At 37.1% G+C, this 25,548-nt stretch carries 22 protein-coding genes; 18 read left to right on the top strand and 4 right to left on the bottom strand.

Annotated features, from left to right (window positions below; translation table 11 throughout):
• Nucleotides 1–11: 11 nt before the first annotated feature.
• Complete coding sequence (locus tag T323_RS0109715; protein ID WP_026673107.1) at nt 12–491, top strand: PH domain-containing protein; 480 nt, start codon at nt 12–14, stop codon at nt 489–491.
• A complete protein-coding gene (locus T323_RS0109720; protein ID WP_026673108.1) occupies nt 484–1,938 on the top strand; it encodes a PH domain-containing protein in 1,455 nt (484 codons plus the stop codon). Before T323_RS0109715 ends, T323_RS0109720 begins: the two co-directional genes overlap by 8 nt.
• A gap of 49 nt (nt 1,939–1,987) precedes the next feature.
• Here T323_RS0109720 and T323_RS0109725 read toward each other — a convergent pair whose 3' ends face one another.
• Nucleotides 1,988–2,743 (bottom strand): DUF2777 family protein, encoded by a 756-nt coding sequence (locus tag T323_RS0109725; RefSeq protein ID WP_026673109.1) that lies wholly within the window; start codon nt 2,741–2,743, stop codon nt 1,988–1,990.
• 254 nt (nt 2,744–2,997) lie between these two features.
• Here T323_RS0109725 and T323_RS0109730 point away from each other — a divergent pair, with 254 nt between their 5' ends.
• Nucleotides 2,998–3,585, top strand: coding sequence for a guanylate kinase (locus tag T323_RS0109730; protein ID WP_026673110.1), 588 nt, complete (start codon nt 2,998–3,000; stop codon nt 3,583–3,585).
• Between the two features lie 716 nt (nt 3,586–4,301).
• Here T323_RS0109730 and T323_RS0109740 read toward each other — a convergent pair.
• The 3 genes from T323_RS0109740 to T323_RS0109750 form a co-directional block, all read right to left on the bottom strand.
• Complete coding sequence (locus tag T323_RS0109740; RefSeq protein WP_026673111.1) at nt 4,302–5,240, bottom strand: MBL fold metallo-hydrolase; 939 nt, start codon at nt 5,238–5,240, stop codon at nt 4,302–4,304.
• Between the two features lie 119 nt (nt 5,241–5,359).
• Nucleotides 5,360–6,289 (bottom strand): hypothetical protein, encoded by a 930-nt coding sequence (locus T323_RS0109745; RefSeq protein ID WP_051556467.1) that lies wholly within the window; start codon nt 6,287–6,289, stop codon nt 5,360–5,362.
• Nucleotides 6,290–6,321: 32 nt separating this feature from the next.
• Nucleotides 6,322–7,332: a toxic anion resistance protein gene (locus T323_RS0109750; RefSeq protein WP_084309230.1), complete on the bottom strand. Its 1,011-nt coding sequence runs from the start codon at nt 7,330–7,332 to the stop codon at nt 6,322–6,324.
• A gap of 193 nt (nt 7,333–7,525) precedes the next feature.
• Here T323_RS0109750 and T323_RS0109755 point away from each other — a divergent pair, with 193 nt between their 5' ends.
• From T323_RS0109755 to T323_RS0109830, 15 genes are all read left to right on the top strand, one after another.
• A complete protein-coding gene (locus T323_RS0109755; RefSeq protein ID WP_026673114.1) occupies nt 7,526–8,278 on the top strand; it encodes an NRDE family protein in 753 nt (250 codons plus the stop codon).
• Between the two features lie 14 nt (nt 8,279–8,292).
• The gene (locus T323_RS0109760; RefSeq protein WP_026673115.1) at nt 8,293–8,529 is read left to right on the top strand and encodes a YqkE family protein; all 237 of its coding nucleotides are present in this window, start codon (nt 8,293–8,295) and stop codon (nt 8,527–8,529) included.
• A gap of 897 nt (nt 8,530–9,426) precedes the next feature.
• The gene (gltB, locus tag T323_RS0109770; RefSeq protein WP_026673116.1) at nt 9,427–14,022 is read left to right on the top strand and encodes a glutamate synthase large subunit; all 4,596 of its coding nucleotides are present in this window, start codon (nt 9,427–9,429) and stop codon (nt 14,020–14,022) included.
• A gap of 61 nt (nt 14,023–14,083) precedes the next feature.
• Nucleotides 14,084–15,571 (top strand): glutamate synthase subunit beta, encoded by a 1,488-nt coding sequence (locus tag T323_RS0109775; RefSeq protein WP_026673117.1) that lies wholly within the window; start codon nt 14,084–14,086, stop codon nt 15,569–15,571.
• Nucleotides 15,572–16,266: 695 nt separating this feature from the next.
• A complete protein-coding gene (locus tag T323_RS0109780; RefSeq protein WP_026673118.1) occupies nt 16,267–17,040 on the top strand; it encodes a hypothetical protein in 774 nt (257 codons plus the stop codon).
• Complete coding sequence (locus T323_RS0109785) at nt 17,037–17,750, top strand: SAF domain-containing protein (protein ID WP_026673119.1); 714 nt, start codon at nt 17,037–17,039, stop codon at nt 17,748–17,750. Before T323_RS0109780 ends, T323_RS0109785 begins: the two co-directional genes overlap by 4 nt.
• Before the next feature lie 23 nt (nt 17,751–17,773).
• On the top strand, nt 17,774–18,898 hold the full coding sequence (locus T323_RS0109790; protein ID WP_169737888.1) for a CpaE/TadZ family protein: 1,125 nt from the start codon (nt 17,774–17,776) through the stop codon (nt 18,896–18,898).
• Nucleotides 18,899–18,904: 6 nt separating this feature from the next.
• Entirely contained in the window at nt 18,905–20,239 is a 1,335-nt protein-coding gene (locus tag T323_RS26460) for a TadA family conjugal transfer-associated ATPase (RefSeq protein ID WP_245613707.1), read from the top strand.
• Complete coding sequence (locus tag T323_RS0109800; RefSeq protein ID WP_026673121.1) at nt 20,236–21,168, top strand: type II secretion system F family protein; 933 nt, start codon at nt 20,236–20,238, stop codon at nt 21,166–21,168. The genes T323_RS26460 and T323_RS0109800 overlap by 4 nt, the downstream gene beginning before the upstream one ends.
• Before the next feature lie 4 nt (nt 21,169–21,172).
• Complete coding sequence (locus T323_RS26465; protein WP_035178351.1) at nt 21,173–22,108, top strand: type II secretion system F family protein; 936 nt, start codon at nt 21,173–21,175, stop codon at nt 22,106–22,108.
• A 46-nt stretch (nt 22,109–22,154) separates the two neighbouring features.
• Nucleotides 22,155–22,370, top strand: coding sequence for a Flp family type IVb pilin (locus T323_RS0109810; protein ID WP_035178352.1), 216 nt, complete (start codon nt 22,155–22,157; stop codon nt 22,368–22,370).
• A 27-nt stretch (nt 22,371–22,397) separates the two neighbouring features.
• Nucleotides 22,398–22,781, top strand: a complete 384-nt coding sequence (locus T323_RS26470; protein ID WP_035178353.1) for a TadE/TadG family type IV pilus assembly protein — start codon at nt 22,398–22,400, stop codon at nt 22,779–22,781.
• Entirely contained in the window at nt 22,781–23,521 is a 741-nt protein-coding gene (locus tag T323_RS0109820; protein ID WP_026673123.1) for a pilus assembly protein TadG-related protein, read from the top strand. Before T323_RS26470 ends, T323_RS0109820 begins: the two co-directional genes overlap by 1 nt.
• 25 nt (nt 23,522–23,546) lie before the next feature.
• Entirely contained in the window at nt 23,547–25,019 is a 1,473-nt protein-coding gene (locus tag T323_RS0109825; RefSeq protein ID WP_026673124.1) for a hypothetical protein, read from the top strand.
• 69 nt (nt 25,020–25,088) lie between these two features.
• The gene (locus tag T323_RS0109830; RefSeq protein WP_026673125.1) at nt 25,089–25,370 is read left to right on the top strand and encodes a hypothetical protein; all 282 of its coding nucleotides are present in this window, start codon (nt 25,089–25,091) and stop codon (nt 25,368–25,370) included.
• The last annotated feature ends 178 nt before the right edge of the window (nt 25,371–25,548 follow it).

Here is a 25,548-nt window from a genome sequence, read left to right on the forward strand (position 1 = left end):
GGAACTTTGTTTTGCGGGGAGAACCAACACAACGAATTTCTAAAAAAGCCTTACCTGTTTGGCGAATAAAAGCAGGGATTGACTCAGCCATATTTGCTTTATTTCCTATCGGTTATGCGGTGGCTCTATCTTTTTTTTCCTTTCCTTTATGGATACTGTGGGTACTCATTGCTATGGTTATGATATATAGCATTGTGTCCATTTTGATAATGCCGATATTACGATGGAAAAGATGGCGCTTTGATGTATTGGATGATGAAATTGATTTACAACACGGTGTTCTTATCGTAAAGCGAACACTAGTACCAATGATACGAGTACAGCATGTTGATACAGAGCATGGGCCAATTTTACGAAAATACGGACTAGCCACTGTCACGATCTCGACTGCTGCAACAGTCCATCGGATACCGGCTTTGCCCTTTGCGCAAGCGGATGAGTTGCGGGATTCCATTTCAAAATTAGCCATGGTAGCTGATGAAGATGATTGAAATGAAACGGCTTCATCCTATTATGATTCTTGTGTCATTTTTAACATCAATCAGACAATTAATTTTACCGATTGGCGTCAGTTTTTTTGTAGGTGGCTTTAATCGTAATGTTATTTTTATTGTTGTCTCACTTAGTATCGCGTTGCTTTTTGCTTTCGTAAGTGGCTTACTTCATTGGATAACCTTTCGTTATTCCTTACACGAAGGGGAATTAACAATTAAACAAGGTTTCTTTGTGAAGAAGACAAGATATATTCGCCAAGAACGAGTGCAAAGCATTGATGTGAGTGCAGGTGTTATCCAGCGTCTGTTTAAACTTGTGAAAGTTAAAATTGAAACTGCTGGTGGTGGTGGTGAGCCTGAACTTTTATTACAAGCGGTCACAAAAGAAGAAGCGATGCTGTTACGAAGCCAGTTACTGCAAGGGAAAAAAGCAAAAGAAGTAGTGGTTGAAGAAAGCGTGTTAGCTGAGGACGTTGACCATCATATAGGACAAGAAGAAGTGCGATGGAAGATATCTTTGCAAGCGCTTCTTGTAGTGGGGATGACATCAGGTGGATTTGGATTAGTTTTCTCGGCGTTGTTAGCGATTTTTCCACAAGTGTCACAGTTTTTGCCTGACCGAATCTATGATATCATTTTTTCCTTTTTTACAGAAACCGCACTTTTTAACATTATCATCATTTTTATCTTTTTATTTTTACTTTCTTGGACAATATCGGTGTTGATGACCGTTTTAAAGTATGCCAATTTTACAATAAAGAAACTAGGAGATGACCTTGTTATTGAACGGGGTTTATTGGAAACGCGCCAGCTTACATTAAACCCACAACGTGTGACGGCGGTACGACTAGTCAATAGTTTGTTGCGACAGCCGTTTGGACTAACTACCATCTATGTAGAAAGCAAAGGTGGGGGTACAAGTGATGAGCAGTTTTCTACCATTTTGTGCCCACTTATTCGAATGAAAGATGTACCAGCCTTTTTAGACGATGTTCTGCCAGATTATGCACTTCATTCAACATTAACAAAGGCACCAAAGCGAGCACTACTACGGTTTATTATTCGAGTAACACTAGTGCCTCTTGTGATTATGGGGATTCTCGCTTATTTTGTTCCATTTGGGGCATACAGTTTTTGTTTATTGCCGTTTTTATTAGTACTAGCCTATGTGCAGTATAAAGATACAGGTGTCAGTTATGAAGGTCAATCGCTTTGTTTTCGCTTTCGGAAACTGAGTCAGACGACAGTATTATTAAAACGAAATCGAATTGAATCTGTGGAAACTCATCAATCGGTCATACAGCGTTTTCGGAAATTAACTTCATTAGAAGCGAGTGTGCTTTCTAGTATCGTTGGGAAAAGTTTTTCTGTAATCGACCTTGATGAAGAAGAAAAGAGCAAGTTTTTACAATGGTATTCTTATGAAAAAAAAGAGGAAGTATGAATGAAGAGGCACTGAAAAAGTATTACGTTTTCAGTGCCTTAAAAATGGTTTAACGATCTTTTGTAAATTCATTTGTATAGGACATAATAGAACGGATACCAGTATCAGAAGTCATTTCAAATCGGTCAAAGCGAACTTCTTGATCGTCATGTTTCGTCGTACGTTCGTAATGATGTTGAACAACAAGCACCGTGGCATCATTTTTATACATGAGAAAGTTCACACCACGAAAGTCATTACGATTCCCGTTTTGCATTTGCGGCTCCAGTGAATTATGGCATTGCCAAATGTTTTCGTGGGATAAACCATATGTAGCCATGCTTTTTTCTAAGGCATCAAATGACGGTTGTTCAAGTTCTTGTAAAAGAAATCGATAGGAGCGAACGACATCAGTTGAAGCCATGTGAATTGAATGACTTTGTTCAGATGATAACGTATTCAAGTAGGCAGTCAAAATTTCAATAATGAGTTCTGACTGTTCATTCGTTGCTTCTGCAATTTCTTGTTGTAGGGCTTGGCGCAATGACAAATTGTAATGAACATTGGCACAATCGCTTTTTGAAATTTTTGATCCGATTACTTCTATGACTTGTCCATTATCATACAAAGGTTTTCTAATTTTAAAATGCTCACTTGTATAGTGTTGCTTTGGTAAGGCGTAAATCCCATTGATTTTTACAATCCCTCTCCATGGCTTGCGTGGTTCTGTGATGACTTCTAATAATTCAGCGTAATATATTCCATCTTGTTGTTCATCAACTATGACTTGTTTACCAGTCAATGATTGCGCTTCTTTTCGATCCATGAAAACCCTCACTTTTACTCTATTAAAGTAATGTTGTAATTTTTTTCTTATTTAATTATAGCGGTGATTACCAATTTACTGCAAGTGTCTAAAAATACCTTTTTTATTTTAAAGTGACACTATTTTTGAATAAATAGAGGATATTTCTAGTTTCTATAGAAATAATATAGAGGTCGAGCTGAAACCATTCGCTCTATAATATTCGAAATATTGAAAAAGTAATGAGAGAACAGGGTACTAAGGGAGGCGTCTTTATGTATAATTTAAAGGAAAAAGAAATGATTTTTGTTTTTACTGGTCCGGATGGTTCAGGGAGAAAAACAGTGGCACGATTAGCAGGTGATACGCTGAATATGGAAGGCGTTATTTCTTCAACAACAAGAGCAAAAAGACCGTATGAAAACGAAGATATCGACTATCACTATTTATCGCGCGAAGATTTTGAGAAAGCAGCGGCAAATGATGAGTTTATTGAAAAAGTAGAAATTAACGGTCATTTATATGGAATTAAGGAAAGAGAAGTGGAAGATAAATTCAAAAAAAATGGCTGTATTTACTTAGTCCTTAATAAAGAAGGGGCAAATATATTGAAAGAGTTGTATGGAGATAAAGTCATTCGTTTGTTTTTGTATGCTGACAGAGTAACTGTACAAAAACGACAACAAGAACGTGGGGATTCACTAGAAGTTATCGATGCTCATATGAGTCATTATGATGAGGAAATGGGATATAAAGACGAATGTGAACATGCTTTTGAAAACTATGAACTTGCCCATACCGTTTTTGAAGTGACAAATAAAATAGAAAAATATTTAACGGGAGCGTTGCCGTTAAAGAAATAAATGTGAGAGAAAGGAACCTTCGATAGGGTGGTATCGAAGGTTTTCGTATGTTAACGGACATACGATCCGCTATTTAAAGAAAAAGTAACGTTTTCTAAAAGCAACCGGACATGTGTTCCGCTAAATCAGCAAAATGAGGGGGCGGCGGTGCCAATTCAGGGCAAGTAACGGAACAGATGTCCGATAAGGAATGAAAAAAGCCGGTTTTTTGTGAAATAACGGAACGTATGTCCGATAGAGAGTGGATTCATATAGTTAGCCAAGGCTTCAAAATTCTAATGGACACACGATCCGTTATTCAAAGAAAAAGTAACGTTTTTTAAAAGTTAACGGACATCAGTTCCGCTAAAGTAGCAAAAAGAGTGGGTTTGGTGCCATTACAGGTCAAATACGGAACAGATGTCCGAACAGACACGAAAAAGGGCGGTTTTTTGTGAAATAGCGGAACGTATGTCCGATAGAGAGTGGATTCATATAGTTAGCCAAGGCTTCAAAATTCTAATGGACACACGATCCGTTATTCAAAGAAAAAGTACCGTTTTTTAAAAGTTAACGGACATCAGTTCCGCTAAGGTAGTAAAAATGAGCGGGTTCGGTGCCACTTCAGGGCAAATAACGGAACAGATGTCCGATAAGAAAGCTAAAAGGGCAGTTTTTTGTGAAATAACGGAACGTATGTCCGAACTGGTTAAGTGATTATTCCCCTCTATCATTCTTCACGCCTTTGCTAGATAATCGAGGATTCCCATCGCACAAATTTTCATGTCAAGTTGAATCACCGTAAATGCCGGATGTGAGGAAGAGACTCCTTTTTTATGTAAGTACTCACGAATTTGAGCGACTAAAGATTCAGATAACCAAGTATGATCTTTTCCGTTCAATCCTGCGTTTTGGCCTTCCTCAACGAAACGTGGAAGCCAGTATTCTAATTGGGCATATACTTCGTTCACATTTGTCGAAGCACCATAATGACCAAAATAGATTTTTTCCACATTTAATTCTTTCACCCGATTAATAGAAGCCCTCATTGCATCTGGGTCAAACTGATTTGGTGAGGTAGATGGTAAAAATAAAGGGACACCACTTTCTTCTAATGATTGATAACGTACACCTAATGTATCCCCTGTGAAAATACCATTACTAATCGGGTCATAAATACTAAAATGATGATTGGCATGACCAGGTGTATCAAGAAAAGATAGCTCACAATGTTGGCTGATTTGTAATGTGTCGCCGTCTCCTTTTGTAATGACGTTCGCTTCTGCTATTGCATAAATTGGGTCAAATAACGCATCAAACGCATCACCATACACAGCTTTGGCTCCTGCAATTAAACGACTAGGATTAATGAGGTGGCGAGCGCCTTTAGGATGGACATACACTTTAGCTTGTGGGCAATGTTGTAAAAGAAGACCAGCTCCACCAGCATGATCTAAATGAATATGGGTAACAATGATGTTTCGAACATCTTCTAACTTAATATGAAGCTCTTGTAATCCTTGTAAAATATGGGGGACAGATAGGCTCGGACCAGTTTCCACAATCGTAATCTGATCATCCATAATGACATAAGCTCCAGTGCGTTCCGCCATTTGAAGGTCGTACCCATCAATAATATACATTCGGTTCCCGAGCGACGTTACTTTAGTGTTCATGGAATGCCTCCTTTAAAATAAAGTGCTTTGAATAAAAGTGTAAAAGGGGAGAAGAAAATTGTAAAGCGTTTTCATAAAAGACGATAAAAAAGAAGTACACGGATGGTGTACTCCTCAAATCACTTATCTGAATATCTAGCATCATTGAGTTTTAAAAGGTGATTCATTCGTTCCACACGATTTCGTTCTAATTCTTCTGTTAAACGAATTATGTTAAGTTCCATTTTTGATAAAGCAACAAATATATTTTCTTTCTGCTTTAACTGATTTTCTTTTGAAAGTGATAAAAATGTATAAATTAAATTCGGGATGTCTTCACGAAACATCCGTTTCACAGTATGACGGTCCTCAATGTCGAGCAATTCGAAATGAGGAACAAGTTTATCCGTTTGTTTAATAATTCGCTCGAGCCGGTTTTCTAATAATGGATCAAGTGAAAACGAGTTTTTATGTTGCAATAATCGTTTTGTATCATGAAGAAGTATTTTCATTTCTTCATTTTTTTGCGGTGATTGTGCTCTATTATTCATTTCATCTGTTGCAGATGTCGATGGTAATGTTGGTGGCGTTTTCGTATCATCGATTAATCGCCCGAGCAGTGCATCATCTAGCATATCAATTTTATAAAAAATCGGTTGTAAATAAGGAGATTTTCGGACGTTACGGACATAAGATTTACGATTTTCGATATAATGAATCGTCGAATCTTTCACTTTGCCGATCCCATTTACTGCCCTGAAATGTTTTCGATAGCAATCAATATAAATTCGTTTTTTTATCGGTGAACGACTTTGATAGGTATCTTGAATCTGCAGCTTAATTCGCTTTTTTCGAATTTTAATAATAATTTTATAATTGATTGTTTTCTTTTGTAATGTACGATTTTGCTGGTATTTACTCGTTTGTTCAATTAATTTCCCCAATATTCTTTCTGCTTCTTGTAGTAAGTCTAATGTAGCTTGATCAGATAAAATATCATCTCGTACTGTACGCATGCGGTCGGGTAGAAACTTTTCCATCCAGCTCATGTCAAAAAGGTCTTTCCACATTCTCTAGTCTCTCCTTTAGGAAGGGAAGCAAATTATGAACCAAGTAATTTCGTTTTCATTTGTTTATTTAATTCGTCCACTTCGGTAATGAATTTCTTTCCGCTCGCAATAATACGTTCATTTGATTGCTCGGTCATTTGAATCGCAGCATACACATCATCGTACGCCTTCTTAAATGTATCAATGGCAATCGCTGGCTCTTCTAATGTTTTTAATGTTTCTTGTGTATTTTCTTTTAGCATTTGCGCGTTTGATAGTAACATCGACTCTGTTGCTTCATTAACGTTTTTCACGGCATTAATGACTTTGCGCTGATTGCCTAATGCAAGCTGAATCGAAGCTGTCACTGTAATAATATTTTTTGTCATAGTTATCGCGTTAAAAATCGCTTCTTCTAATTTATCATTATTCTCAATAATAATATCAACAGAGGCAATCGATTGTTGCAAAACCATAACTGCTTGTGTCATGTTCTTAATACGTGTGATGACTTTTTGTTGCCCTTTTTGTAAAGCAGTAAAATGTTCTTGATTTTCTTCGTTTTTCATTTCTTGTTCGAGCATGTCATTTAATTGTTTTCCAATGGAAATTTGCTCGTCTAATCCAGCAATTCGTTGCCTAGCAACAACACGTAATTCAGCTAACATGACATTATCTTCTTGTAATTTGTCTTTTCCTTTTAAGAGAGCTTCAATAATTTGTTCTACTTGCGCTTCAACAGTTTGGTATTTTTTTGCATATTGTTGAATGGGGTTTCTTCCAAACATTTTATTCATCATTTTTTGGAAGCCACTCTCTTTTAAATAATTTGGTTCAAGCTCAGACACAATGTCTCTAAGTTCATGTAATTGGGTAGGAAGCTTATTATCATTTTGTGTCATCATTTCTTTTACAGGTCGTTTTAATGCTTCTAATGATTCTCCAGCTTGTTTTTGCGCATCTTCACCGAGTGATCCGAGCGATTCTAAAATTTTATCTATATTTTTTTCATCTTGAAATTCTGAAATAATCTTTGCGGCTTTTTCATTTGCTTCATTTGTCATATTCATTCTCCTCCGTTATCAACTGTTATATTTTTCTTTAGGAATATAAGCGGTGTTCCGTTTCAATTTCTGTCTCTCAAATTATACCAATGTTCAACAATGATAGACAAGCACTGTTCGATATTCATTTTCTATATCATTCATGAATTCATGGTAAAATGAGAAAAAGCCACGTGAAAGGTGTAGAAGTTTTGTGTGTATTGTTAACATATCTTATGAACAACACGACCATTATTGTTTCGTGTTAGCGGCGAATCGTGATGAGTTTTTTGCTAGAAGCACTGCACCCCTTCACGTCTGGGAAGACACCCCACATGTGATTGGTGGACGAGACCTTGTTTCCATGGGGAGCTGGTTAGCTGTGACAAAAGAGAAAAGAGTCGCTGCATTGACGAATTTTCGTGATCAGATAGTTGTGAAAGACCCAAAAACACGAGGAAGTCTTGTCGCTGATTTTGTTCAACATGAGCAACCCGCCTCACAATATATAAAGAATATTGAGCGAGAAAAAATGAAATATGGCGGATATAATTTACTTCTTTATGAAAATCACCATTTATTTTTTCATACTAATCGAGGGACAGGTCCATTACAAGTAAAGAAAGGGATATATAGTATAAGTAATGGTCATTTCCATACGGAATGGCCGAAAACGATAAAAGGAAAGTCGCTTTTACAAGATACGGTTTCACTTAAAGGTGAAAAATTAATAACGACCTTGCTCGACCGTTTAACAGACAATGCCGTTGCCCCTGATGACCAACTCCCGTCAACAGGCGTTGGAGTGGAAGCAGAACGGATGTTATCTCCATTGTTCATACAAAGTCCAGGATATGGGACTCGGTGTTCCACTGTTGTGTTATTTAATAAGGAAGGACAAGGATTAATGGTTGAACGAACTTACGAAACAAATGGTAAGACAACGGACCGAAACATGACATTCTAAAGGAGAGATGAAAGATGAAAAACAAAAAGAAAAAGCAAAACGATAGCTTTGGGGGCCTTTCAGAAAGACTTTCTGAAGATGTAATGAAAAAATTGAAAGATACGTCTGTCACGCTGAAAGAAGCAGAAAAACAAAAAGAAGAGGAAGAAAGACAAAAGCGTATTCGCGAAAAAAGAGAACGAGAAAAGAATAAATCATTTGAGGAATTACTAGAAGAAAGTAATTTGGATTGGCGTAATTTTAAGAAGTGATGTCGGTTATTCGATGTCACTTTTTTTAGATAAAAAATTTCGTATAGTAGTGAAGCTTTGAAAGCGAATTCTAGGAGAGAGAAGGCTCTGTACTTCGCTTGAAACGCGTTTTTCTTAACGGAGGGTGTTTGAGTTGTGTGTTATAGGGTTCTATTGGACAAAACAAGAGTAAAATCAGAAAGAAGTGTCTAATAGGAAGGTTCTATTAGACAAAACGAGAGCAAAATCGGTAAGAAGTGTCCAATAGAAGTCTTCTATCAGCTATGTTTGTTTAGTGTGTCATGAAAAGAAAAAGATATCTTTTGATGTAGTAAGAGATTTTGATTTAATGGAAGGTGGCGATCCGATGACACCACCAATGTTTCCTGTAAAACTAGTGGAGGAGAAATGGATCCTGAGTATTGTAAAGGGTACATGGAGTAGAGTACAGGCTTTCAGATTTGCGGGAAACAAAAAAGGACTGAGTGAGATGGGTTTTCTCACTCAGTATTTCTAAAAAGATAAGAAGCATAAAATATTGGTCTAGCATTGAAGCTTTAAAAGCTTATTTTAGAAGGAAATTCCATTTCATAACAAATCATAAATATGTGCAACCGGGATGAATGGAGGAAACATTGATACAGTTCGTACTTATCAATGATTAGGAACGTTGTGCTCTGAATAGAGTTTGAATATTATTACATAAAAGTTCATAAAAATAATCTTCACACTATTCTTATTATTATAAAAAGTAACGAAAAAAGCCTTAAGTAAGCGTTTTCATTAGGTTTTCACTATAAATTTAATTTGCCGAAATGTCAGAAAAATGATATTATCTTGTATATTAGATTAAACATAGATAAAAAGTAGACATTTTTTCATACTTATTTATTTTACTCGGGGAGAGGTTGATGCTTGATGAATAGGAACGGATTACCAGAAAAGCAAGGCCTTTATGACCCTCAGTTCGAACATGATAACTGCGGGATCGGCTTTTTAGCTAATATTAAAGGGGAAAAATCACACAAAATCGTACAAGATGCATTGCATGTTTTACAAAACCTTGAACATCGTGGCGGGCAAGGCGATGAAGCGAATACAGGTGATGGTGCAGGGATATTACTTCAAATTCCTCATCGTTTTTTTCAGTGTGCCTGTAAAAATGAGTCAATAAATCTCCCATCAGAAGGGGAATATGGGGTTGCGATGCTTTTCCTTCCTCAAGATGAAGCGACACGAAGCAAATGTGAATCACAAATTGAAAATATCGTAAACGAAGAAGGGCAATTAGTATTAGGTTGGCGTACTGTACCGACTGACTCTACGATGCTTGGCCGTGCTGCAGTATCAGCAATGCCGTTTGTACGCCAATTATTCGTTCATAAAAGTCATGCTATTTCAAAAGGATTGGAATTTGAACGGAAATTATATGTGATCCGGAAGCGTGCAGAAAAAGAAATTGGTTCAGAGATTTCAGTTGAACAGTCTTTTTATTTTGCCTCTTTTTCAAGTAAAACGATTGTGTATAAAGGAATGTTAACAACAGAACAAGTGAATCAATTTTATCTTGATTTAAATGACTCATTATTTGAATCTGCTTTGGCTCTTGTTCACTCACGTTTTAGTACAAATACGTTTCCGAGCTGGGAGCGTGCCCACCCGAATCGCTATATGATTCATAATGGTGAAATTAATACGTTAAAAGGAAATGTTAACTGGATGCGGGCAAGAGAAGCGAGATTTGCTTCCCCATTATTCAAAGAGGACATTGAAAAAATCCGTCCTGTCATTGATGAAAGTGGTAGTGACTCATCGATGTTTGATAACACACTTGAATTTCTAACGCTTTCAGGCCGAACGATGGCTCATGCTGCGATGATGATGATTCCAGAACCATGGCAAAATGATGCGCAGATGAGTCCGGATAAAAAAGCATTTTACCAATATCATAGTACGTTAATGGAGCCGTGGGATGGCCCAACTGCGATTGTGTTTACGAATGGAGACCAAATTGGAGCATGCTTAGACCGAAATGGGTTACGACCATCGCGTTATTACGTCACAAAAGATGGTTACATCATTATGTCTTCTGAAGTTGGAGTCATTGATGTTGCTCCTGAAAACGTGTTGTATAAAGACCGTCTTCGTCCAGGGCAAATGTTATTAGTGGACTTGGAAAAAGGCCGAATTGTTCCTGATGAAGAGATTAAGCAACAAGTGGCAAACGAACAGCCTTACGAGCAGTGGATTGAAGAACACTTACTTGATTTAGATCAAGTGCTTGAAACATCAGATGTTGAGAATACAAGCTTTGACCAGCTTCTTCCGCGCCAGCTTGCGTTTGGCTATACGTATGAAGAAGTAACAAAAATGTTGTTGCCAATGGTGACAGAAGGAGTAGACCCTGTTGGTTCAATGGGATATGATTCACCTTTGGCTGTTTTATCAAAAAAACCACAGCTGCTCTACAATTATTTCAAGCAACAATTTGCCCAAGTAACAAATCCTCCAATTGATGCGATTCGGGAAGAATATGTTACAGCATTAGGGACGACAATCGGAGCAGAAGGTAATCTTCTTTCACCACAGCCTGAAAGCTGCCGACATATTTATTTGAAATATCCTCTTTTAACGAATGAAGAATTAGCGAAGTTAAAGAAAAATAAACTAAATGGCTTTAAAGCAAAAACATTGCCAATGTTATTCCCGACAAGAGACAAAGAGCAAGGGTTAGAACCAGCATTAGAGCAATTATTTCAATCAGCTGACAGGGCAATTGAAAAAGGAACAACCCTGCTCCTATTATCAGACAGGTTGATGGATAAAGACAATGCGGCTATTCCAGCTTTATTAGCAGTAGCGGGTTTGCATCATCATTTAATTCGTCAAGGAACGAGAACGAAAGTTAGTATTTTAGTCGAATCAGGCGAGCCACGTGAAGTTCAACACTTTGCTTTATTGTTAGCATACGGGGCAGAAGCGATTAATCCGTATTTAGCGTTTGATTCGTTTGACTCGATGATTCAAGATGGGATATTGGAACAGAAGTCTTATGTGGAAGCTGTTTCTACTTATATAAAAGCGGCAACAAAAGGCGTGATGAAAGTTTTATCAAAAATGGGGATTTCCACGATTCAAAGTTACCGTGGTGCTCAAATTTTTGAAGCTGTTGGGATTCATGATTCTGTCATTGAAAAATACTTTGCGAGAACGACATCCCGAATTGGCGGAATTGACTTAACGATGATTGCAAAAGAAACGTTAACCCGTCATGACCGTGCATTTACGACACAAGAAGGCGCAGATAAAACATTAGATTCTGGGGATGATTTGCAATGGCGTCGTGATGGAGAACCGCATCAATATAATCCGCATACGATTCATATTTTGCAACATGCGTGCCGAAAGAATGATTATTCATTGTTTAAAAAATATTCAAAAGCGATTGATGAACAAACAAAAGAACAAACGACATTACGTGGATTACTGAAATTTAAACAACAAAACGAACCGATTCCACTTGAAGAAGTGGAACCAATTGAAGCGATTGTCGCTCGTTTTAAAACGGGTGCGATGTCTTTTGGTTCGATTAGTGCAGAAGCGCATGAAGCGCTTGCGATTGCAATGAACCGCATTGGGGGACGAAGCAATACAGGAGAAGGCGGAGAACATCCAGCACGCTTTACTCCAGATGCAAATGGAGATTCTCGTAGAAGCTCGATTAAACAAGTAGCTTCTGGCCGTTTTGGCGTGACAAGTCACTATCTAGTGAATTCAGATGAAATTCAAATTAAAGTGGCCCAAGGAGCCAAACCTGGTGAAGGCGGACAGCTTCCTGGAAATAAAGTGTATCCATGGGTTGCTGAAGTTCGTGGGTCTACACCAGGAGTAGGTTTAATTTCACCACCTCCACATCATGATATTTATTCGATTGAAGATTTAGCTGAGCTTATTCACGATTTGAAAAATGCGAATCCGAGTGCGAAAATCAGTGTCAAGCTTGTAGCGGGTACCGGAGTTGGAACAATTGCGGCAGGTGTAGCGAAAGGGCGAGCTGATCATGTCATTATTAGTGGTTATGATGGAGGGACAGGAGCTGCGGCAAGAACAAGTATTAAACATACAGGTCTTCCATGGGAAATCGGATTAGCCGAAACACATCAAACATTAGTGTTAAACAATTTACGAAATCGGATTTCAGTTGAAACCGACGGAAAATTAATGACTGGTCGCGATGTGGTTGTTGCTGCTTTATTAGGTGCAGAAGAATTTGCCTTTTCAACGGCGCCACTTGTTGTGTTAGGCTGTGTCATTATGCGGGTTTGTCATTTAGATACATGCCCAGTCGGAATTGCCACACAAAATCCTGAGCTACGAAAAAAATTCATGGGCACACCAGACCATGTCGTGAACTTTATGACGTTTATCGCGCAAGAAATTCGCGAATATATGGCTGAGCTTGGATTTAAAACAATAGATGAAATGGTTGGGCGAACGGATTTGCTAGAGCAAAATGCTGAAATTGAAAATGAGAAAGCAAAAACAGTTGATTTGCAAAGCCTATTATTCCAACCGAATAAAGACGGCCAACAAAAAAATGTAAAAACAATCGAACAAGACCACCAGCTTGAGCAATCATTAGACTATACGACATTACTTGAGCTATGCAAACCGGCAATTGAAGAAGGAATACCGGTTCAAGCGTCGGTCGAATTGAAAAACATTCACCGTGTTACAGGGACAATTGTAGGTAGTGAAGTGAGTAAAAAGTATGGAGCAAAAGGATTGCCAGAAGATACAATTACATTAAACTTTACCGGTTCTGCTGGTCAAAGCTTTGGTGCATTTGTACCAAAAGGGATGACGCTAGCATTAGAAGGCGATGCCAATGATTATTTAGGAAAAGGATTATCAGGTGGGAAAATCATTGTTTATCCACCAGCACTTTCATCCTTTAAATCAGAAGAAAATGTCATTATCGGAAACACGACCTTTTACGGAGCAACGGCTGGTGAAGCTTTTATTGCCGGTGTAGCCGGAGAACGCTTTTGTGTCCGGAATAGTGGCGTCCACGTTGTTGTCGAAGGAGTCGGCAACCACGGTTGTGAATATATGACAGGCGGGCGAGTCATTAACCTTGGTACAACAGGAAAGAACTTTGCTGCAGGGATGTCAGGTGGAATTGCATATGTTTTCGATGAAGAAAACGAGTTTGCAGCAAATTGTAATCAAGAAATGGTTCTACTTGAATCCATTCAATCAAATGAAGAAACACACTATGTAAAAACAATGATTGAAAAACATGTGTTCCATACAAATAGTGGGAAGGGCAAAGACATTCTTGCTAATTGGCCAAAGGCAGCAAGTCAATTTGTAAAAGTGATTCCAAGAGATTACAAACGTATGCAAGAAGCGATCGACCGTGTGAAAGCAGAAGGACGAACAGAAAAAGAAGCGATTATGATTGCTTTTAATGAAAATAAAAACGATAAAACACGAGTAAGCGGCAAATAGAGAGAAAAAAGGCGGGGGAAGGCCCCCTGCCTACTAGATTAGTAATGTAGGAGTGAGGAACATGGGGAAACCGACTGGCTTTATGGAGTATGAACGTGTTAACGCTCCAAAGCAGGATCCGTTTGAACGAACGAAAAATTGGCAAGAGTTTCAATTATTATTACCAGAAGATAAGCTCCGTCAACAAGGAGCACGTTGTATGGATTGTGGTGTTCCCTTTTGTCAAACAGGAACATCCATGGAAGGATCAGGAGAAATCGGCTGTCCTGTATACAATTTAATTCCAGAATGGAATGATTTAATTTATCGTAATCAATGGAAAGAAGCGTTACATCGTCTTCACAAAACAAATAACTTCCCAGAATTCACGGGACGAGTTTGTCCTGCACCATGTGAAGGTTCCTGTACAGTCGCTCTTGACGGTGATGCGGTTACGATAAAAAATATTGAATACAGCATTGTAGAACGAGGGTTTAAAGAGGGATGGATCGTTCCACAACCACCAAAGCAAAGAACGGGCAAGAAAGTAGCCATCGTAGGTTCCGGACCTGCAGGATTAGCTGCTGCTGCTCAATTAAACAAAGCGGGACATCTTGTTACAGTCTTTGAGCGTCACGACCGAATTGGTGGATTGCTTACGTACGGTATTCCAGATGTAAAACTATCTTATAGTACAATTAAACGCCGTTTAGATATTTTGGAAAAAGAAGGCGTACAGTTCAAAACAAACACAGAAATCGGCAAAGACATTCCAGTTTCTTCATTAAAAGAAGATTTTGATGCTGTTATTTTATGTACAGGTGCAACAAAACCTCGTGATGTTGAAGTTGAAGGAAGACAGTTAAAAGGCATTCATTTTGCGATGGACTTTTTGCATCAAAACACGAAAAGTCTATTAGACTCTGCTCATGAAGATGGAAACTTTATTTCTGCAAAAGGAAAAGATGTTCTCGTTATCGGTGGTGGGGATACGGGGGTGGACTGTATCACAACGTCTGTCCGCCATGGAGCAAAAAGTATCACGCAATTTGATATTAACCGAGAACGCCCAGAAAAACGCGCCAACTCAAACCCATGGCCATTGTTCCCGATCGTCCATCACCATGAGGATGGTCATAAAGAAGCAATTGCCGTCTATGGCAATGATCCACGCGCATATCAACTGCAAACAACGAAATTTGTCGGTGATGAGCATGGTCATGTTAAAGAAGTTCATACGATTGCTGTGGAAACAAGCATTGATGAAAACGGCAATAAAGTCCGAACCGAAATTCCGGGAACAGAAAAAATTTGGCCTGCTCAACTCGTGTTCTTAGCAATTGGTTTTACAGGTCCTGAGGAAGAGATCATTCGTCAGCTTGAACTAGAAACCGATCGTCGTTCGACAATTAAAGCAGAATACGGCAGCTATAAAACGAGTGTCGACGGTGTATTTGCTGCCGGAGATAACCGCCGTGGTCAAAGCTTAATCGTATGGGCGATCCATGAAGGAAGAGAAGCGGCTAGAGAATGTGATAAGTATTTAATGGGTAGCACTTTGTTGCCTTAAAAACTTTATAGTGATTGACCCCCTTTTGATTAAAGGGGGTTTTTGTGTTTTTGTTGTAATCGATTTTGTATCGGACATGTGTTCCGCTATTTCTATAAATATCGCGTTTTCTTGAATTCTATCGGACATCTGTTCCGTTAATTGAAGAAATGAGGGGAGAAATGCCCGTTTTTTCCTAGTTTAACGGAACGAATGTCCGATAGCTTTTGAGGAAACATGGCTTTTTCGCTAAATAACGGAAGAGATGTCCGTTGAAGATGAAACGAACATAAAAAAGGAGCTTCTGTCATGTTTGGTATAAAAAAGAAGTGAAATAAATGGGGTTTTATGGAATGATATGTAACTATTTACCACAAAGGCATCCGCTGATGAAAAAAAATGTAAAAATGTAAAATGATATAAACTTACTAGAAGAGTGTTTTGTTCTAGTGCAAATATCACGTTTAAATGTTTCTATTGAATTCTTTAGCTTCCTTATTTTAACTTTCGTTTTGTCGAAAAAACACTAGAATTAAAGAAATCCTTGAACTATTAACGGTTATACAAGAATTTGTGAATAGTTAAAAGGTCACACTAAATATCTTAAATTCAAAATAAAATCATAAAAAATGAGAGTTTAGTATGGAATTGACGTATTTACTATTACATGGTAATTTTTTCGATATATAGAAATTGTATAAGAATGGAGAAAAAACATGGTAATTGTTGTGGATGAGTCTCTTGGATACAAAATAGAAGGTGTACAACTTTCACATAACGTAGTAATCAAACCAATTCAGTTTGTCAAACCGGCAACGACATTTAAAGAAGTGTTAGACGAGTCACGTTATCATTTTTTTAATAAGAGAATAACAGTTAAATTATACGAAATTGATGAAGAACTTAATTATTTCATATCACTAGCAAATGAACACCAACAAATTGTTTATTTTTATGATGGTCGCTTTACTAATATTAATCATCTATCAAAAATTCGATCATGGTTATTGCCAGACTACGAGATTAACTTAATTCCAATTGAAAATAATGCAGAGTTGCTTTTTTATTTAACAAAGTTTGATTCTATCTTCTTGAATAAAAAACTGTCTTCTCATGACATTGCTCGAAAGTTAACACGATTAAAAAGGATGTCGGAATCGTATATTATTTCACCTAACCCTTTGATATTTAAATCCAAAAAAAAGTGGCTTACATATACACCTACTCGAGAATATCAGCGCTTTACGGAATCAACAATAGCAAATAGAAAGCTGAAGCTTCGAACATATTCAACACTTGCTAATTGGAGTGAAGAATTTCAAACGAAAACAACGAATAAACGAGTGATATTGGTTGAAAAAGGAATTAACAATCAAGTGAATGTCCAGGCTGAACGTCGGATAAATATAGAAACAAGCACATTTCCTATTAATATCCCTTATTTGCATGTGTTATTAATACCTGAAACTATATGGAGTGAATTCGAATGATTAATGCCAAAAGAAAAGCTTTCTTGTTTTTATCGTTAGCATTTATTTTAGCGCTATTTACAGCGTTTTATGTTTTGACTGAAATTTCAAAGGCGCAAGAAGCACTTGGAGAAACAATACGCGTCGCAGTAGCGAAACAAGATTTGAGATCATATTCCGTGTTAACACCAGATAAAATTGATTGGATTGAAGTTCCACGTTCAACACAACAATCTTCTTACATTTTAAATGCAAGTGAAATTGAAGAATCTATTGTCATAGTGAACTTAGCTAAAGGAGATTTATTAACGAATAACATAGTAAGACCTGTAATCGATATTCCTAATAATCATAGAATCGTTTGGTTGAATCCAACTAGTAATGTAATTTTTGACCAAAGTGTTACTGGTGGAGACATTGTAGATATTATTGTTAGTTATAAGGATGGAAATGACCATCTTACCAAACGAAGATTTCAAGATGTCGACGTTGTAACTGCCGAAGAACGTGACAGTAAAGTTTTAATTAAAGTTTCTATGGATTTACAAGATGCTGAGGAATTGATTCATTTTCAAAACACAGCACAACAAATTCGTGTGTTACGTGTAAATCATATTTCATCAAGTAGTGAGGAACTTCCACTAGAGGAAGTTCCGGATGAGACAGAGGCGTTAGAACCATTAGAAACCGAAGATGATGTAGAAGAAGAAAGTGATGAGACTGATTCGTAGTTTTATGAAGGGAAGTAATGACAGTGGAAAATAGTAAAGCTTTAATTATATCTAATCAAGATGAACTAATTATGGATGTTCAGCATCTTTTAGCGATTGAAGAAATCGAAAGTGATGTAGAGACTGAATTTACATCGTCTTTTAATAAAGGTTATACATATAGCGTATTTATTTTCGATGAATCTGCTGCATACGCTATTGATAAAGAAGCTTTGCCTCAACCTGCAATAATCTATGTTCTCTTAACAGAAAAATCTTATGAAAAAGCTCGTTTTTTCTTAAGAAAAGGAATGACGAATGTATTTGTTTATCCAGATGAACGAGAATTATTCCAACAAGAAATTTTTTCTGCAATAGAAGAACTGCGAGCTAAACAACGAAAATCTAAAGATTTGTTTGGCAAAGGGAATGTACATGCTTTTTATAGTGCCAAAGGGGGAACTGGAAAAACACTTTTAGCATCCATGTTTGCTCAATATTTACAAGTTCAGCACGATAAAAAAGTTGCTTTAATTGATTTGAATGCACAGTTTGGGGGAGTAGAAGCCCTATTTAGTATTGAACCCGCACGGTCATATTATGATTTAAGACCAGTGTTAGCAGAATTATCAATTAACCATATTGAAAATATTGCCGTAACTGAAAGTAAAACAGGGTTGACGCTTATATTAGGTCCTGCTAACCCACAGCGTGCTGAAGAAATAAATGAAGAACTAATTTCCGCTGTGATTCGAACATGTCAAACTCATTTTGATGAAGTAGTGTTAGATGTTCCTAGTGGAGTCAATTCTGTTAGTTTTACTGGTTTAAATGAAGCATCACGTATTCATTATGTTTTGACACCGGATAGCTTGTCATTACGGTCTTATCGAGAGGCTTTGAAACTATTCCAACGCTTTCAACTTGGAAGTAAAGGGGAAATGTCATTAATTTTAAATCGAACTCACTCTAAGAGTGAATTAACAGATAATGATATTAGTAAACTATTAGATACAAAAATAAAAGCTCAAATTCGCGCTGACTTTTTTTCAGTCCAACCAGCAATCAATATGGGTGTTCCTTTTATTTCGAAAAGAAATGAGAAACTATCTTCTAACGTGATGAAAGACGTAAAAAGATATGCTGAAAAGGTGTTAAAAGAGAGGTGATGAAATGTGTCATGGTTAGAACGAGCGTCAAAGCAAACAACAGGAATGATTGATGACAATTGGGATATTAGAGACCAACAGCATGACCATTGGGTTCGTCATTATAAAGGAAGAATCATTAAAGAATCGGACTTAGAAACGATTATCGCCTTACCTGCAAGTGAAAGACGGTTGACAATTGAAAGAATGGTTCAGCAAATGATCGAGGAAGAACGAGTAATTATTCCTAGACAAGATATGGAACAAATCATTCAACAGATTATAAATGAATCAGTTGGATACGGACCGCTTGAATCGTTATTACAGCGTGATGATGTAACAGAAATTATGGTAAACGGACCAAAAGAGATTTTCATTGAAAGAAAAGGGCGTTTAGAGAAGACAAACGTCAAATTTAAAGATAATCAGCATGTCAGACATATCATCGATCGAATTATCGCTCCTTTAGGAAGGCGTGTTGATGAAAGTTCGCCAATGGTGGATGCGAGATTACCAGATGGAAGTCGTGTAAATGCTGTTATTCCACCAATTAGTCTAGACGGTCCATCTATATCCATTCGTAAATTTAATCCAACTCCATTTACGATAGCAGATTTACAACAATTTGGTACATTTACTGAAGAAATGGCTGAGTTTCTTACGGCAATCGTAAAAGCGAAATGTAATATTTTAGTGTCTGGTGGAACGGGAAGTGGAAAAACAACATTATTGAATGTGCTCTCGGGTGCTATTCCATCAGGAGAACGAATTGTAACGATAGAAGATATGGCAGAATTACGATTCACATACGATAATCTCGTTCGCTTGGAAGCGAGGCCTAAAAATATGGAAGGTTCTGGTGAGGTTTCAATTCGTGACTTAGTGAAAAATGCACTCCGGATGAGGCCAGACCGAATTATTGTTGGGGAAGTTCGTGGTTCAGAAGCCATTGATATGTTACAAGCGATGAATACTGGTCATGAAGGTTCTTTAACTACAATCCATGCAAATACACCAAGAGATGCGTTAGGTCGCTTAGAAGCAATGGTCATTATGTCGGGATTGCCCCTGACTCCAGATGTTATTCAAGGATATTTTGTGGGAGCCCTTGATATCATCGTTCAATCAGAGCGGCTTCCAGATGGGAAAAGAAAACTCGTGAGTATTGCAGAAATCGTCGAAGAAGATGGTCGTGTTTTTGTTAAAGATATTTTTAAATTTGTACGCGAAGGAACAGATAGCTCAGGGAATATTAAAGGTCATTTTTTAGCTACAGGATATGTTCCTACAGTGTATGAAAAAATTCGTACTAGTGGGTTTAGTTTAAATGAATATATGTTCAAAGAAGGTATTGTGCTATGAATATGGCTTTATTATCACTTACAAGTTCAATCGTCTGTTTTTTCGCTTTTGTTTTTTATCTCATCCAAAGCTTTCGTATGAAAAAAACAACGAAGCGGGTAGAAAACTGGTTTGAAAATGAAAATTCGAAAGTACGTAAAAGTTTTATATTAGGAATTGGAGATAAGTTTGACCAATCCGAGTTTGCTCAAGATTTAAGTATTAAGCTTACTCGAGCGAATTTGAAATTAAAACCTTCTGAGTACGCGGGGACTTGTTTATTGTTATTTTTAACAATGGTATTTATAGGCTACCATTTCATGCAGCTCGTCTTTCTTTTATCTTTAATCGTATCTTATTTGGTTGTATGGGTTGGCTCGAAGTTCTTTTTGAACTCTCGACAAAATAAAAGAACTGAACTAGTGAATAAACAATTACCTGAAATTTGTAGAATGTTAAGTAACTCCGTTAAAGCGGGTTTAACGATTCCTCAAGGGATGGAAATGGTTGCTAGAGAAATTAGTGAACCAGCAGGCCCAGAGTTCCAAACTATGGTTCAACAACTACAATTTGGGGATGACTTTGAAGAGGTGATGACCCGGTTTAGGGATCGGGTGGATAGTAAAGATTTAATGATTTTTGTAAGTACAATTTTAATACAAAGAAAAGTGGGCGGAAATTTAGCTGAAATTTTGTCTCTTATGGCTGAAACATTAGAAGAACGTGCAAGGGTCAATAAAGAAGTGAGTACAGTAACTGCTGAATCAAAGTTTGTTTCTATTATTTTGCCAGTACTTCCATTAGCAATGGCCCTTATGATGAATTTAATCATTCCAGGGTTTTTAAATCCACTCTTTTCTTTGTTCGGTATGATATTATTAGCTATTTTCCTTGCAATTCAAGTAGCTTCATTTTTAATCATTCGACAAATAACGAAAATAAGGGTGTGACAAAATGGGGGCGAAATTTGTATTTCTAACGTTATTGTTCATTGCTTTAGTATTGCTGTCCCTGTTTATAGGGTTCATTTATATTTGGCTAACAATAGCTAAAAAAGATAATTTAGTAAAGCTATTAAAATATAAAACTTTAAAAAAAGAAAAAAGAAATATTGTAGAACGTTTATGGAAACCGTTTCTACGAGCAGCAGAATATGTTGCACCAACTACAGCGAAATACCGTTTGTTCACAAAAGAAAATGATAAAGTTATGTTAGACCGTTCAGGGAACCCATTCCAGCTAAGTTTAGATGGATTTTACGGGTTGAGATACGTTCTTTTTTTCACCTTCTTTATTTTTACATGGCTGTATATGATTATCGGAATGCCATTTGGATTGTTGTTGTTTATTACAACTCCGTATCTCGCTTTCTTCTTTCCTAACTTTTGGATTTGGTATAAAGCGCGAGAACGGCAGGAATTAATTAGTGAAGCGATGCCTGACTTTTTAGATACTGTCAGTGTTACCCTTCAAGCAGGTGTTGGTTTAGATACAGCACTAAGACAAGTATCAAATCAAATGGAAGGGCCATTAAGTGAAGAAATCCAACGGTTTAGTCGTGAAATTGATTTAGGTGTAACACGAAAGATTGCATATCAAAATTTATTAAACCGAAATACATCTCGTGAATTAGAAATACTAGTTAATTCTTTAATACAGGGAACAGCCTTAGGTGTACCTGTTTCTACAACGTTTAAAATACAAGCAGATGATTTGCGGTCAATGCGTGGCTTTAGAGCAAAAGAAAAAGCAGCAAAAGCAAGTCCGCAAATTACACTTGTTACGACGTTTCTAGTTGCACCTTCCGTATTTTTCTTAATTATTGGTTTACTATTTTTAAATCTCATTTATAACCCTGAAGCATTCGGATTAAATGTATTCTTCGGATGATTTAGGGAGTTATAAAACTAAATTATTATTAAAAGGAGAGATGAGTATGTTAACGAAGTTCAAAAACTTCATTGGTCAGTATGTAAAAAATGAAAGAGGTGCTCAAGCAATTGAATGGATTGCTCTAGGAATTGTAGTCATCGCAGTTTTAGGAGCCGTTGCAACAGCCTTAAGCACTGACGAAAATATTGGAGGTGCAGTGTCGGAAACATTATCGAACCTAATTAAGAGCTTAGGAGCTACTGGTGGAGGAGAAGGTTAATACGCTACTCGTAATAGGTGATAAAGGATGAAGAATATAAAGAAATACATCCATAATGAAAAGGGTTCACAGATGATAGAATTTCTAGCTGTGTTCCCTCTGATTATTTTTGCATTATTGTTTATTTGGCAAGTAGCGCTCATTGCGTATTCTGTAGTTGTAACTGAAGCAGCAGCACGAGACGGGGCAAGGGTCGCCGCCGTTCATGATGATTATAATCAAGCGGTAAATAATTCTGCTTTTGGCTTGGATGTTACGAATGTTACCCGAACAGAAAGCAGTGGTAGTTATGGTGCGGAAGTGACGGTTTCAGTAACGACTCGTGTTCCTGTCGTGCAACTCCCTTTTATTGGTGCGGGAAACTATACAATTACGTCTGACGCAACGATGCCGTTGGAGGAGGCCCCATAATGATGAAGAAAATAGTAACAAATGAAAGAGGAAATACTACGCTCGTCATTATGGGGTTACTTTTTGCAACGATTGTTGTCACATTTATCTTTTTTGATTTCTTTTCTGCATTTGCAGCAAAAAGAGGAAGTCAAACAGGAGCCGATGCTGCTGCTTTAGCAGCGGCAAACGAAGCTCATCAAATTTATGATGCAAGACTTCGAACAGAAGTCCAACAAAAAATGGATGACTTGAGGGCTCTAGTAAACTTATTAGTCGCTAATCGAATAGCAGAACATGAGGCAGAGCAAGAAGAACTTGATGAGGAAGATAGAGAGGAACCTGATGTGGAAGCCATCTTTAATTCTGTCATTTCTACTTTACTTTCAGGGTTTAATGGTCCCATGCCAAATGATTTGCGACAATGGATACGCGGTCATGATGTCGAAGTGAATGCAAATCGTGCATTACGCTTTTTCTTTACAGACACTGAAGTGAACTGGATGGTTTGTAACGAAATAACAGACAATTTAGACAGGGTTCAAGAAGCGGCAAGATATTATGCGGAAACAAATGGTGCTGAAGAAGAACTTCGCATTGCGTTTCCCTATAATGAACAATTTCATGTGTATGTAGAAGTAGAAAAAAAGCCACATCTCGTTTTCTTTCCGGATATGGCTGAAAATGGAGAAAATAACGTAGAAGCAAGAGCATCGGCAAGTATTAAAATGCCAAGAAATATGACAATCTCCTGTAATTAAAGCGGTAAAGTAGGGAGGTGTATGATTGAAGTTTCAACTTAATGTGAAAATAGGGATTCAAATCATCCTTCTTATGGTAGTCGTTTCCTTATTTACACCTCAAGGTCAAGTATATGGGCAATTATCAGAATACGACTATGATGGAAATGTATTAGAATCTGCTGACTTTGAACCTAGTGATTATTATAGTGGAACCCCCGTTGGATGGGATGGGAATATTGGAAATGGTCCTGGAATTAACGACCCAAATACCCCAGGTACACCTAGCTTTTGGGAGTGGTTAACGGGAGGGTTTGATTCCATCACTGATTGGTTAGAGAGTGGATTAAACAATTCAGGAATAAGCGATTGGATTAAAGACTTTCTTGATCTATGGGATGCAGTAGGTGGATGGGAAGGGATTGGTGATCTTTTCTCAGGATGGATTGACAGCCAACTCCAACCAATCTATGATTTTATTGAAGGGATCCAAACATTATGGGATCATAGAGAACTTATCGCCAATATCCTTGCAGCTCTTGCATTAGATTTTATTCAAACAAATGTTATCGACCCGTTATTGAGCTTTGTAACACAGATAGTAGAGATTAATTCGGCTATTTACCAATGGATTATAGATGGCTGGAATTCACTATCGCCATTAGTGCAAGATATTATTCTTACCATTGCAGCTGTCTTAATCGTAGTGGCAGTTATCGCTTTAATAGCCCTCATAGTTGTAACTAGTATGGCAGGACTCATTGTCGCAGCTGTTGCAGCTGTTGGTGCTGTTATTGGTGGTGCGATTTATGCACTCCTATATGCCGGTACAGACAATTTCAGCTTTTTAGGTGCTTTGACTTTTTCAGCGATAGGTGCTGCGATTGCAGGTGGTATAAAAGCATTTGTGGCTTCAGCTAATGCTTTGTTTTTAACTATGGGTAAAACTTTTGGTGTAACTGCTCTGGCTTCTATGTTTGTTGAAATATTTAGTTTTACCTTTTTTGGAGGAGAACTTAATATTCGTAACATGCTAACGAATGCTTTATTCAATGGATTAGCAGCAGTGATAACTCTTGGGCTGTCAAATATACTATCAGGTGTGAGACTTTGGCTTGCTAGTGGAACTACTTTTGGTTTCGCGGGTCTTGGAGCGACATATTTTAATGAAGGAATTGCAACTTGGACAGATTTCTTTATTTATTTTTTTGCAGGTACAATTGCAGGAACACTGTTAGGACCACTCTTGAAAAATTATAGAAAGAAATTATTAGATATTCCATCCATAAATATAGGTAACTTTCTAGATGAAAGTTATATTACAGCAATAACTAATATTGTTGCTAACCTTTTTAAAGATATAATTTATTGGGGTAACGATGAAAAACATCCAGATAATAAGATTAAAAAAATGTTTGAAACAATTCGAAATAAAATAGAGGAAATAAAATTTAATATCAATATGAGAATTAACAATTTTATTAATAACTTAATTAATGATAGTAGGTTTTGGCGATAATAATTAAATGTAACTGTGCCTAGATAGATGTAATTAATTTAGGCACAGTTAAACCTTAAGGAGGAAGAGATGAAAAAAAAAATAGATAAGAAAAATCTCTTATTGTGGGTAGTAATGGTAGTATACGGGCTCGCAGTTGCTATAATTATCCCGACTTATCCTGACATATTTCAACCTAGAAAGCCTTTGACTATTTTGCTAGTGGGTATTATGGGTCTATTAATATTTTTGTGCATTTTATCAGAGAGTAAAAAATACAATGGGTCCACAAAAGTAAATAAAAAAGTATTTTTTTCAGCAGTATACTTTTTTATCGTTTTAATGTTGGTCATTAGTCTTACAAAAATTTAAAAGCAGAAGGGAAGACTGTTTTCACGTAATAATAACTGGCTAATTGGAGTAGTCCCAATTGAATTGTTCAAATCAAATGATAACTGTTTGCAATTGGAAGAAAAAAGAAATTTGATTTATATAAATATACAGAAGTGGGTATGTCGCCACCTGAAAAAAGCAACTCCCTATTGAACAT

Origin of the sequence: Alkalihalobacillus bogoriensis ATCC BAA-922 (assembly GCF_000621445.1) — a bacterium.
Taxonomy (GTDB): Bacteria; Bacillota; Bacilli; order Bacillales; family Bacillaceae_F; genus Bacillus_AO; species Bacillus_AO bogoriense.